The following is a 12104-nucleotide window of genomic DNA, read 5'->3' on the forward strand; positions in this document are numbered from 1 at the left end:
GAGTGCTTGCTATGCTTGTGACTGACCTCGATTCCCGATTGACTGAATTATACGAAGAGATGGTGTCGCTTCGACGCCACTTCCACCAACATCCCGAACTCTCGTTTGAAGAACGGGAGACACCGCGGACGATTGCGGCCTATTTACGTGAGCTCGGGCTCGACGTGCGCGAACACGTCGGCGGCAACGGTGTCGTCGGACGAATTCAGGGCGGAGACGGTCCGACCATCGCGTTTCGGGCCGACTTCGATGCGTTACCGATTCAAGATTTAAAAGACGTTCCGTATCGCTCAAAAGTGAACGGCTCGATGCACGCCTGCGGCCATGATGCCCATACGGCGACGTTGCTCGTCTTGGCGAAAGCCCTTACGGAAATCGATCTTCCCGGAGATGTCGTCCTCATCCATCAGTTCGCGGAAGAGCTCGCACCAGGCGGGGCCAAACCGATGATTGAAGACGGCTGCCTCGACGGGGTCGACTATATTTATGGTTCTCATATTTGGACGCCACTTCCATTCGGCACGGTTGGTGTGAAGACCGGACCAATCATGGCGGCGGCCGACCGGTTCGAACTGACCGTCAAAGGCAAGGGAGGTCACGGAGCCATCCCGCAACACACGGTCGATGCCGTCATGGTCGGAACCAATATCGTCAGCCAGTTGCAACAAGTCATCAGCCGTCGCATCGACCCGCTCGAACCGGCCGTCTTGACCGTCGGGACGTTCGTCGCCGGTCAGGCGTTCAACGTCATCGCCGACGAGGCGAAGCTGTCCGGCACGGTACGGACGTTCACCCCGGAGACACAGACGCGCATCATCGCCGAGATGGAGCGCACCATCGCCCACATCTGTTCGGCGAGTGAGGCACATTATGAGCTCGAGTACATTCGCGGTTATCCCGCTGTCATCAACCATGCGACCGAGACGGATCATGTGCGTCGCAGTGCCGCGCGTGTCGTCGGGACGAATGGTGTCATCGAGATGGCACCGCTCATGGTCGGAGAAGATTTCGCCTACTATATGCAACACGTCCCCGGCAGTTTCTTTTTCACAGGGGCCGGCAATCCGGAAGTCGGTGCCATCTTCCCGCACCATCACCCCCGGTTCGATGTCGATGAACGAGCGATGTTGCATACTGCCCGCATCCTCATACAGGCGGCGTTCGAGACATGGAACATGCACAAAAAAGAAGACTGACGCCGCGCGTCAGTCTTCTTCTGTTTGATCAGTTAGCATCGACACGAGTACTTGGTCGACACGTTTTCCGTCCATATCGACGACCTCGAACCGGAGTCCGTACGCCTCGACGACATCCCCCCGTTTCGGGAAGTCGCCGAGCGAATAAATGACGAGACCGGCGAGCGTGTGATAGGAATTGCGTCCTTCATCGAAACGATTGTCTCGAATCCCGAAGGTCCGCTTCAAATCCTCGATGCCGAGCAAACCGTCGGCCAAATACGAGCCGTCTTCACGGCGCACGACTTCCGGTGTCTCTTCTTCAATCATCACTTCGCCGACGATTTCTTCCAAAATATCGAACAACGTGACCATTCCAAGGAACCCACCATACTCATCGAGCACGAAGGCGATCTCGACGCCATTTTTTTGCATCATCTGCAAGACTTGGCTCGCTTCTCGCTGTTTTGGCACGACGAGCGGTTGTTTGATTCGTTTCAAAATTTGCGAGGGCTCCCGAAGCGTCGGTAACGTCAAAATATCACGGACATCGATATAACCCACGAATTCATCGAGCGTATCGCGACCGACCGGGAGCTTATTGTGTTTACTCTCATAAATCGATTTCTTGATATCGTCCATATCATCTTCGAGGTCGACCCATTCGAGCGTCGTCCGCGGCTGCATCAACTCATAAATCAACTGGTCATGGAACGCGAAGACGCGCTCGACCTGTTGCACTTCTTCGTGGGCGAACGCCCCTTGTTGGGCCCCTTCGAACAAGAGTTGTTTAATCTCGAGCTCTGTCTCGCCACTCGATTGCTCCGCTTTCAAGCCGAGCAATTTAAAGAGGAACAAAGTCGATTTCGATAAAATCCAAATGAACGGTCGCATCACTTTGCTGAACACGTCCAGCGCTGGAATGATGGCCATCGTCACTTTTTCCGGTGCCACGAGGGCAATTCGTTTCGGCACGAGCTCACCAATGATGAGCGACAAGTACGTGATGAGCGTGACCACGACGACGTAACCGACGGTCGGTGCGTATTGGGCACTCATTCCGAGCTCCGCGAACAATTCGCCGAGCGGTGCCGAGAAACGCGCACCCCCGTAGGCCCCGTTAATGATCCCGATTAACGTGATTCCGACTTGAACCGTCGATAACAGGTCGGTCGGATCTTTTGAATACTTGAGTGCAATCTCTGCGCTCCGTTTGCCTCGGTTCGCTTCGACCTCGAGTTTGGCCGGTTTAGACGAGATAAGCGCGATTTCCGTCATCGCGAAAATCCCGTTCAACACAATCAAGAATAAAACAATCAGTAAATCGATTACTATGGAAGAATCCACCGTTTTCATCACCTCTACGTATATTTCGTACTGCTTCCCTCTCTATCCTATCAGAGATTCGTTATCCACCTGTACCCGTTTTGCTCAAGAAAAAAGCCACTTCAACGTGAAGTCGCTTCGTTTGAGCTTTCTTGCTGAAGTGCCGTGGCTTGTGACTGTTTGAATACGATGACACCGAGCAACAGCACCATCAGTCCGATGACCTGACCCGGTGATAGTGATAACTGGGGCATTCCGAACGCGCCTGTTAAATCGACACCGAGTGCCCAAATCAATTGAGAGACGAGAATGATCGACACGGATAAAGTAGGTCCGAGCAATTGAATGCTTCGCATGACACAGAAGACGACACCGACACCGAGCAAACCGCCGAGCGCGTAAATCGGAGAGATGTCTAACAACCCTTGCAGATTACCACCAAATAGAACAAGCGGCACGAGCGAACCGAGCAATCCGACGATAAAGACAAGTACCGTCGTCGCCCAGGCTCCCAAATAAACGTTCATTTTTGCATTAACTGCCGCTTGGACACTAATGAATGCCCCGGCCACTGCCGAACAGATGATTCCTAATATCATGAACTGCCTCCTTATTCGTACAACATGCCATTGGCACGTTCTTTTAATCGAGTCGCATCTAAAATCGTCACTTTCGTTCTCGTTTTCTCAACAAGTCCCTCGTTTGCGAACGCTTGTAACGTCCGGTTCAAGTGGCGATAGCTCGTTCCTAGCCATTCCGCGACTTCTTTTCGCTTCAACTGACTCATCTCATCTTGGAACAACGCATTCCCTGATTCGCTGAGTGAGACGAGATAACCCGCCAACCGTTCTTCGAGCGTCGACATGAGATGGTTCGATGAGGCGTTCGCCTCGATGAACAATTTCTCAGACACGCCGCGAAGAAGGTGCTCCGTAAATTCAATCGTCCGATTATGTGTGCGCAATATGTCAAACGGGATGCGCAGACACGTCACCGGGCCGACCGTCTCGACCGTGTGAAGCACGTTGCGTCCGCTTGCATATTCGATATCCCCAATCAACGTCGGGGCCATCTTTAAGCGTAGCAAGCGCAACTTGCCTTCCTCACTTAACGTATAGATTTTGACACGTCCCGACAACACGACGAAGAGTGACTCAATCGGGCTGCCATTTGTGCAGAGCATCGCCCCGGACGGATAAGTCACAATCGTCGACGCCTCTAACGTTTGCCCTGAAAACAGATGGGCCCATCCTAAGCGATGTAACGCTGCTTCTACTTTCATCTGGCTCCTCCTTACGTGAACGTGTAAATCCCAATCCCGATGACCATCAACGCGAGCCCCATGATTTGACCTTGGTTGACCGGTTTCTGTTTCACCCCGAACCATCCGTTCACATCAATCAAGAACGCTCCAATCAATTGGGCGACGAGCAAGACACAGATGGCCCATGTGACACCGAGCTGTTGAATGGCTGTCAATTCCCCGAAGACGACGAAGACTCCGAACAAACCGCCGAGGCTGTAATACCAGGGCACGCGCCGAAACGCCGTCAAATCCGCATCCCGTTTGAACGCATAAATGAGGAGCGCAAGCACGAGCCCGACGAGATGAACGACCGTGACTGACAACCAGGCGCCGACCGCGTAACCGAGCTTAGCGTTAAAAATACCTTGCAACGCGATGAACGTGCCCGAGAGCACGGCAAATAAAATTCCCAAACAATTCCCCTCCTATCTCCTCGTCTGACTGTACGTGAGATGGAACGCTTTGAAAAGGACATATGTCCGAAAAAAAGACAGCTTAGAAATGATTCCTAAGCTGTCTTTACGATTATCCAAGCAATTTGACGATTTCTTCGCCTACTTTTTCAGATGACTGCGGGTTCTGACCCGTGACAAGGCGCTCGTCCACGGCTACGTTGACGGCCCAGTTGTCAGCGTTATCGAACTTCCCGCCGTTCTCGCGCATCGCTGATTCAAGTAGGAACGGAACCGCTGAGTCGAGCTGCATCTCGCGCTCTTCTGCGTCCGTGAATCCTGTCACGCGCTTGTCCTTGACGAGCGGCTCCCCGTTGCTCAACTTGACGTTGACGAGACCGACCGGGCCATGACAGACGGCCGCGACGACGTTTCCACCTTCATACGTGTCACGGATGACACGCTGTAGCGTCTCACTGTTCGGGAAGTCGACGACTGTCCCATGCCCACCCGGAAGGAAAACCGCGTCATACGTGTCATCCGCCACTTGATCAAGTCGGGCTGTATCTTTCAATAGATGTTGCGTATCCAACACCTCTTGCGGCAATTCGCCCTCTAAGCTGTTCGCATCGATTGGCACGTCTCCACCTTCGATGCTCGCCACCGTGACTTTATAGCCTTGCTTCTCGAATTGAAGATACGGCGCAGCGAATTCCTCGAGCCACAGCCCTGTCGCGTGACCGTTCTCTAATTGATCGGCAGACGTCGTGACAATCAGTACATGTTTAGACATTGAAAATTCCTCCTTCTAAATTAAGCATACGAAAGAGTTGTTCCCGCTCTGGTCCCATTCAAACCTCTGGACCTGCGACGTCGGTCTTTTTTTGACCTGGTCCGATTTTGGAAATGGCGTCCGCCTGCCAATCATCTATACTCATCACATAATGGCAGAAGGGAACGATTGTAATGAGATACGTACTCGATTGGGGATTTCTCGCCGTCGCCGTCTTGATTTTGTTACTCGTGATGAGTAGTGGGCTGTGAACGATGTTTAGGTTGGATTCACGGAGCTGTCACAAGGATGACTGTTTGAAGCTATGGTTGAATCGGGAACAAATCTACTGTTGCCCTATCGCTACCGTTACTTCAGAAAGGATGTTGAATATGTCAGAACGTGTATTTATCAGTCCAGCCAAGTACGTGCAAGGCAAGAATACAATCGATCGGATTGGGGACCATGTCGGTCACTTCGGGTCACAGGCACTGCTCATCGCCGATGACATCGTCTGGCGCTTGATCGGCGAGCGGGTGACCGATTCACTTAAAGCGAGCGGTGTCAACGCGGAGAAGGCCGATTTCGTCGGAGAGGCTTCTCGTCACGAGATTGAACGGATTGCCAAAGCGGCCGCGGAGAGCCACACCGCCGTCGTCATCGGGATGGGTGGCGGCAAAACGCTCGATACGGCTAAAGCCGTCGCTGACGAACTAGACGCCCGCATCGTGATTGTGCCGACCATCGCTTCGACGGATGCGCCGACGAGTGCTCTCTCCGTCATCTATACGGATGAAGGGAACTTTGAAACGTATCGATTCTACAAAAAGAATCCAGATTTGGTCCTCGTCGACACGAAACTGATTGCTGAGGCCCCAGCCCGTTTCCTCGCCTCAGGAATTGCCGACGCGCTTGCGACATGGGTCGAGGTTCGGAGCGTCCTCGCGTTTGGCGGAAAAACGATGGCGGGCGGTGTCCCGACCATTGCCGCAGAGGCGATTGCCAAACGCTGTGAAGAAGTGCTATTCGATTACGGGATTCTAGCTTACGAATCCGTAAAAGCCAAAGTCGTCACGCCGGCACTCGAGTCTGTCGTTGAAGCGAACACACTCTTGAGCGGTCTCGGATTCGAGAGCGGAGGACTCGCCGCAGCTCACGCCATCCATAACGGCTTCACGGCCTTGCATGGCGACATTCACCACTTGACGCACGGCGAAAAAGTCGCCTTTGGCACACTCGTTCAACTCGCCCTCGAAGGCCGGACGCAGGAAGAGTTCGACCGTTACGTCGCCCTCTATATGGCGCTCGATTTGCCAGTCACGCTTGAAGATGTGAAGTTGAAAGATGCTTCCCGCGAGGATATCTTAAAAGTTGGCCAAGCCGCGACCGCAGAAGGCGAGACGATTCACAGCGGATTCGATGTGACCCCGGAACAAGTTGCCGATGCCATCATCGCAGCCGACCGCTACGCCCGCCTGTATCAAAGTAAACGTTAAGTAAACACAGAACGAGGAACGGCTAGTTGAGCCGTTCCTCGTTCGTTTGTTTACGGGAGACAAAGGAAAGCGCCACTCCGAGTGCCATACAACTGACCGTCAAGACGAAAAACGTCAATTGGTTCGCATAAATGATATTCGTGAACTGATTCCATCCTGACGCATAGGCCTCGTTCTCAGAAGCACGGATGCCCGCGCGGAGCGAAGCGGCCTGCCCAACGTTAATATAGAGACCGACTCCTGCCATGACGAGACTGCCCATCACGAGACCGATTCGCGCCAAACGGTGCACCGACGCGACGGTGCGCCAGGCGAGCCGAACCGTGATCCACATGAACAACAGGACGAACGGCCAACCGACAAGCAAGACGAGCACGTACGGATTCCCCTCGCCCGCTGGTTGCGTATAGTCGGCGGTCATCGTCTCACCGAGTTTAAAGAGCACGAACGTAATGAGCGTGATGATGAACCACGCTTTAATTAATTTATCCATGACAACACCTCATCCTCAGTATAGCAAAAAAACACCATGCGCTTTCGCGCATGGTGTCCGGTCAAGCTTTCGGACGAACGGCATAGTAAATCAAGATGACGAGCCACGTCCAGACGCCGGTGAAGATCCCGATAATTCCGATGATGAAGAATCCGAGGGGAATCATCGATTTCGTCCGATTGTAATCTTTCCACATACTCGATAGCCCTTTGATGTTGAAATACAAAAAGGCAAAGAATAGGACAAGCAGTAACAATGGTAAACCAAAAATGAGTTCCATATGTGCTCACTCCTTTCGATACTTCGATCCATCTCTTCCCTACACGATAAGTGTATCGTTTTTGGATTGCCGGCACATCGGGCTCAGGCAGTACACACTTCAGGTCAAGAGACGGAGACGATTTATCTCTTATTCCCTGATTCGTTATCTTTTCATCATTTGAAAAAAAGGGAAAAGAGAAGCACCGACTTAAAAGGAGGTCATCGTTATGAAACTCATCCGTGTGCTCCTCGTCCTGTTGCTCATCTTTCCCGTCATATCCACTTCCGCCGCAACCTCATCACCCCAGCCAGGCTACACGATTAAAACAACAAAACTATACTGGCGGGCCATGCAATCGTCCCCGGTCGCCAAGACGTTGTCTACGAACACACCTGTACGATATTCCATTTATAATCGCAGTTGGTCGAACGTCTATATCGACGGCACGCGCTACTATACCCCGTCGAGCAACTTGAAAGCCGGCATCCCAAAACTGGCGCCTGCGGAACGGATTCGACTCGTCAATAAACAAAACGGCCTCTCGAGCACCTATCGTTCGCGGCAACTTGTCACGTTGACCATTCCGACCGTTTACGCCAAAGGAAGCGAGCGAACCCTCATGGCCGCTGAAGCGGCTCATGCACTAGCGCGTCTCTATTACGCCGGGCGAAAAGAAGGCCACACGTTGTATGCCCTCAGCGCCTATCGCTCTTACACCAGTCAGAAATCACTCTACACGTATTGGGTCAACACGCGTGGCACGGCATACGCCTCAAAATATGTCGCCCGTCCTGGATATAGCGAACATCAGACCGGACTCGCTGTCGATATGACGAGTGCGCGGATGCAGATGGGACTCTATGCCTCGTTCGACCAGACCCCGGAAGGCAAATGGATGCTCCAACAGGCACACCGTTACGGTTTTATCGTCCGCTATCCGAAAGGCAAAGAAAAAATCACCGGCTACAACTACGAGCCATGGCATCTCCGGTACGTCGGTGTGAAAGAAGCGACGACGATGAAACAACAAAATTGGACGTTCGAGGAGTGGTGGGCCGAACGTTGACGCGAGCATCTCGGGCGAAGCATCAATCGTGTTCCATGTATAATGAACGCGTACGATATCGCAGAGGAGGACATGTGTATGTGGATTGTCATGAACAAACTAGACGTTGAAAAAGGGAAGATTGAGGCGGTCACCGCTCGTTTCCAAACGACGAAAGGCATCGAGTCGATGGAGGGGTTCGTCCGGATGCAAGTGTTGACGGATACATCGGATGAGATGAAAGATCAGGTCGTCATCATGACGACCTGGCGCGACGCGGCGAGCTTTGAGAATTGGCGCGATAGCGGTGCGTATAAACATGCCCACAAAAAACGGGACGACGGCACTTCTGAAGTGAAGCCCATCGTCCTCGGAAACACGGTCACTCAATATGAGGTCGCCATCGAGCACGGCGCCTCAACCGATGACGTATAAAATATCTTGTGGTCGGATAATCCCGAGTAACGGTTCATCTTCTTGTCCCGTCTCGGTAATGAGCAAGGCATCGAGACGAACGCCGTCCTTCATACTGATGAAATGATGGTGCGCCTCGATGACCGACGTCTCTTGCGCGATAAACCGATACCGCCGCAGGTGCGGGTCGTGTTGGAGTACGTGCTTGACTTGAACGCCTTCGAGTGACACATGCGGCCCGTCGACCGTTTCGGCGAGCCAACTGGTCACTCCTTTTTTCGTCAACAGTCCACGCCACGATCCGTCTTGGTTATAGACGGGGAACTGCGAATAATTCTTGTCTCGAATCTCGCCGAGCACGGCGACGAGCGAATCGTCAGCGTCGAACGTCGTCACGATTTTACGGAACAGCGGGATGACTTGACGCGGATGGAGCAGTTCTTTCTCCACTTCGAGAATCAAATTGACGATTGAGTCATGCGGTTCGGCGATGATGAAGTCCGGCTCCCGCCGTTCGTGGACGATGGCATTCCGCAATTGACTCATTTGATGTAAATCTTCCTTATATCGGTCGATAATCGGATTGTGTTTGGCGAGACGGTTGACCATGTTACTGAAACTGAAATGCTGGCCGTCCCCCATCTCTCGGCTCAAATAGTCTTCAATCCGGTGATACGATGCGATAAATTCTTCAGCTCGACTCATACATTCACGCTCCTTATCGCCTTTATATACCCTATTTTTTTAGTTTCGAGCAGGAAAGCGTGACCCAATCTCGAATCCACATTAAATCATCTATGAAATGGAGGAGGTCTCATGGCAACCCCGGTCTCACAAATGACACCGATTCCGAATAAGGACGCCTTCCGTTCCGGCATGCGTGCCGGTATTCCGGTCGCCGTCGGCTATATCCCGATCGCCATCGCCTTCGGTCTGCTTGCGAAATCATTCGATATGCCGAACATCATCACGCTTGCCATGTCCTTATTCATCTTTGCCGGTGCCAGTCAGTTCATCGGTGTTCAGTTGATTATGGCCGGTTCGATGTATTGGGAGATTGTCTTGACGACGTTCATCTTGAACTTGCGGCACTTCCTCATGTCGGCGTCATTGTCCCAGCGTCTCGAGACGACCTCGAATCGGTTTCTGGCCGCCATCGCGTTCGGTGTGACCGACGAGACGTTCAGTGTCGCCTCGACACGCGATGAGTCGACACGCGGCCACTTTGTGCTCGGGTTAAACCTGATCGCCTTCTTGGCTTGGAACGTCGGGACATGGATTGGCGTCTTTCTCGCCTTCGGGCTGCCCGCCTCGGTTCAAACGAGTATGGGCATCGCCTTGTACGCCATGTTCATCGGCCTACTCGTCCCATCACTCACCCGCAAACCGGTCATCGTCGTGGCGGCAATCGCCGTCCTGACACAAGCCGTCCTCTACTTCGGTGTCTCCCCATTGATTCCACTGTCGTCCGGCTTGAGCATCATCTTGGCCACGATTGTCGCAGCCGGAATCGGCGCTTTCTTATACAAGGAGGATGAGGCATGATTAGTCTGTTTTTGCTCGTCCTTGCCATGGCGTTCTTCACATACATTCCGCGACTCGTTCCGTTGCTGTGGCTCCGGGACGTCAAGTTGCCGCCGCTCTTGAAGCGTTTCTTACTGTTCACGCCTTATGCGGTGCTCGCCAGCTTGATTTTCCCGGGCATATTAAGTGCGACGAACAGTCTCACGTCCGCCTTAGCGGGTGGCGCGGTCGCCGCAGCGCTCGCCTTACTCCGGGCCAACTTGATGCTCGTCGTCATTGGCGGTATCGCCGGGGTGTATCTCGTTGAGACGCTCCTCTAACAAACAAGTCCGCCCAAATTGGGCGGACTTGTTTGTTTAGGCAGAGACGGCCTGACGTCGTAATTGAACGAACACGTCGACGAATGCGGCATCCCACTGGGTACCACGTCCGCTCTCGAGAATCGACAGTGCCTTTTCGACCGGCATCCCTGTCCGATACGGACGATCCGATGTCATGGCGTCATACGCGTCCGCAATCGCCATGATGCGACCGAAGAGCGGGATCCCTTCCCCGACCAATCCATCCGGATAGCCGCGCCCATCGATCCGTTCGTGATGAGACCGGACCCCGGCCATAATCGGTTGCAAGGAATCGGGCAAAGCGATTTGATTCAGAATGTGAATGCCGATGGTCGGGTGCTCTTGAATTTGGGCGAACTCGTGGTCCGTCAACTTCCCTTCTTTCAACAGCACATCATCCCGAATCCCGATTTTTCCGATATCGTGCAGCAACGCCGATTTGCGGAGCAGTTCAATCTGTTCGTTCGGCAACTGGAGTGCCTGCGCCAACTCGACGGAATAGGCGGCCACCCGCTCAGAATGTCCGGCCGTATACGAATCGCGGGCATCGAGCGTCGCGGCGAACAACACAAACAAACTATTCAGTAGCTGCTCGTTTTCCTTGTCCCGATACGTAACGTTCGTCACCATCTGGTTGAAGCCGGTGACGAGTTGGGCGAATTCATCGGAGTAAGGGTTGTCGATGGCGTCAAACCGTCCGGCATCCAATGCGGCGACCCCTTCGGTCAAGGCCCCGATTGGACGTTTGATGTTGTCATACAACAAAAAACTACTGAACGTCGCCACTCCGATGATGACGACCAAAATCAAAGCCGCCCACTGCCAATACGCATCGGCCTGTTCTACCGTCGACAGCTGCACCCCAGACGCCAGAATGAACAAGGCGACGGGGAATACCCCGATGACGAGCATGCTAATCAACAACTTCGTCCGGACGCTGATGGACCGATACGTCGCTTGCAACGGGCGCTGATATAGGCGTTGGCTCATCTCCTGTAACTGGAGCAACATCGGTTCCACCGACCGGTACGTCAAAAAGAATTCGATGAGCGCGTGTAAGATAGCAATCAAGATGGCGCCGAACGCCGCTAGCCCAATCAACCGATATGGAAGGTCAATCCAGCCTTGATGAATGGCAAACGCCGTCAAACTCATCGCTGGAACGGATAACCCGAATAAGTGCGGACCAAGAATCCGCCTCACCGTCAACGTCGGAAAATGACTCGTCTGATTGAACGCCTGTTGCAACGCCTCATAGGTCGGTGCATCCGTATGGAACACGTGATAGATAGGACGAATATGACGCCGATAGAGGAGTAATTCAAGCCCAATCATCGTCATGCCCGACATCCCCATGATGACGGCCAAGATGAGCATCTCGGCCTGGGACAGACTGAGCGTTTGAAAAATGAACAGTCCCCCGACCCCGAACACGGCGATGCCTGATCCCCATATGTAGTTCATGATGAGCGTACGTTGAAACTGTTTGAACATATATATGTCACCCCTGCCTTCTTGCCGATCTGTTTCTTATTATATCGACAAAAGTGACACTATT

The 12104-nt window shown here is 53.1% G+C and carries 15 protein-coding genes; 6 read left to right on the top strand and 9 right to left on the bottom strand.

Annotation, left to right across the window (positions count from 1 at the left end):
• The first annotated feature begins 11 nt into the window (after positions 1–11).
• A complete protein-coding gene (locus KNO58_RS10285) occupies positions 12–1196 on the top strand; it encodes a M20 metallopeptidase family protein (RefSeq protein WP_251026200.1) in 1185 nt (394 codons plus the stop codon).
• Between the two features lie 9 nt (positions 1197–1205).
• On the opposite strand, the gene KNO58_RS10290 is transcribed toward KNO58_RS10285, so the two are convergent.
• The 5 genes from KNO58_RS10290 to KNO58_RS10310 form a co-directional block, all read right to left on the bottom strand.
• Positions 1206–2531 (bottom strand): hemolysin family protein, encoded by a 1326-nt coding sequence (locus KNO58_RS10290; protein WP_214753653.1) that lies wholly within the window; start codon positions 2529–2531, stop codon positions 1206–1208.
• 92 nt (positions 2532–2623) lie between these two features.
• Entirely contained in the window at positions 2624–3100 is a 477-nt protein-coding gene (locus KNO58_RS10295) for a DMT family transporter (protein ID WP_214753655.1), read from the bottom strand.
• A gap of 11 nt (positions 3101–3111) precedes the next feature.
• The gene (locus KNO58_RS10300) at positions 3112–3783 is read right to left on the bottom strand and encodes a Crp/Fnr family transcriptional regulator (protein WP_214753657.1); all 672 of its coding nucleotides are present in this window, start codon (positions 3781–3783) and stop codon (positions 3112–3114) included.
• 11 nt (positions 3784–3794) lie between these two features.
• Positions 3795–4220 (bottom strand): DMT family transporter, encoded by a 426-nt coding sequence (locus KNO58_RS10305; protein WP_214753659.1) that lies wholly within the window; start codon positions 4218–4220, stop codon positions 3795–3797.
• A 112-nt stretch (positions 4221–4332) separates the two neighbouring features.
• Positions 4333–4992 carry a type 1 glutamine amidotransferase domain-containing protein gene (locus tag KNO58_RS10310; RefSeq protein ID WP_214753661.1) on the bottom strand — a complete coding sequence of 220 codons (660 nt, stop codon included), beginning with the start codon at positions 4990–4992 and terminating at the stop codon, positions 4333–4335.
• Positions 4993–5363: 371 nt separating this feature from the next.
• On the opposite strand from KNO58_RS10310, the gene KNO58_RS10315 reads away from it, so the two are divergent.
• Complete coding sequence (locus KNO58_RS10315) at positions 5364–6467, top strand: glycerol dehydrogenase (protein ID WP_214753663.1); 1104 nt, start codon at positions 5364–5366, stop codon at positions 6465–6467.
• A gap of 22 nt (positions 6468–6489) precedes the next feature.
• On the opposite strand, the gene KNO58_RS10320 is transcribed toward KNO58_RS10315, so the two are convergent.
• Together KNO58_RS10320 and KNO58_RS10325 are read right to left on the bottom strand one after the other, a co-directional pair.
• Complete coding sequence (locus KNO58_RS10320; RefSeq protein WP_214753665.1) at positions 6490–6960, bottom strand: hypothetical protein; 471 nt, start codon at positions 6958–6960, stop codon at positions 6490–6492.
• Between the two features lie 61 nt (positions 6961–7021).
• Positions 7022–7240: a hypothetical protein gene (locus KNO58_RS10325; protein WP_021067968.1), complete on the bottom strand. Its 219-nt coding sequence runs from the start codon at positions 7238–7240 to the stop codon at positions 7022–7024.
• 208 nt (positions 7241–7448) lie between these two features.
• Between KNO58_RS10325 and KNO58_RS10330 the strand changes: the two genes are divergently transcribed.
• Positions 7449–8288, top strand: coding sequence for a M15 family metallopeptidase (locus KNO58_RS10330; protein WP_214753667.1), 840 nt, complete (start codon positions 7449–7451; stop codon positions 8286–8288).
• Positions 8289–8366: 78 nt separating this feature from the next.
• Entirely contained in the window at positions 8367–8702 is a 336-nt protein-coding gene (locus KNO58_RS10335; RefSeq protein WP_214753669.1) for an antibiotic biosynthesis monooxygenase, read from the top strand.
• Here KNO58_RS10335 and KNO58_RS10340 read toward each other — a convergent pair.
• On the bottom strand, positions 8685–9386 hold the full coding sequence (locus KNO58_RS10340; protein WP_214753671.1) for a CBS domain-containing protein: 702 nt from the start codon (positions 9384–9386) through the stop codon (positions 8685–8687). The genes KNO58_RS10335 and KNO58_RS10340 overlap by 18 nt on opposite strands.
• 111 nt (positions 9387–9497) lie before the next feature.
• Between KNO58_RS10340 and KNO58_RS10345 the strand changes: the two genes are divergently transcribed.
• The gene (locus KNO58_RS10345; RefSeq protein ID WP_214753673.1) at positions 9498–10226 is read left to right on the top strand and encodes an AzlC family ABC transporter permease; all 729 of its coding nucleotides are present in this window, start codon (positions 9498–9500) and stop codon (positions 10224–10226) included.
• Complete coding sequence (locus tag KNO58_RS10350) at positions 10223–10525, top strand: AzlD domain-containing protein (RefSeq protein WP_214753675.1); 303 nt, start codon at positions 10223–10225, stop codon at positions 10523–10525. The genes KNO58_RS10345 and KNO58_RS10350 overlap by 4 nt, the downstream gene beginning before the upstream one ends.
• Before the next feature lie 36 nt (positions 10526–10561).
• On the opposite strand, the gene KNO58_RS10355 is transcribed toward KNO58_RS10350, so the two are convergent.
• Positions 10562–12040, bottom strand: coding sequence for an HD domain-containing phosphohydrolase (locus tag KNO58_RS10355; protein ID WP_214753677.1), 1479 nt, complete (start codon positions 12038–12040; stop codon positions 10562–10564).
• Positions 12041–12104: the final 64 nt, after the last annotated feature.

Origin of the sequence: Exiguobacterium sp. J17977 (assembly GCF_018616375.1) — a bacterium.
Lineage (GTDB): Bacteria > Bacillota > Bacilli > Exiguobacteriales > Exiguobacteriaceae > Exiguobacterium > Exiguobacterium mexicanum.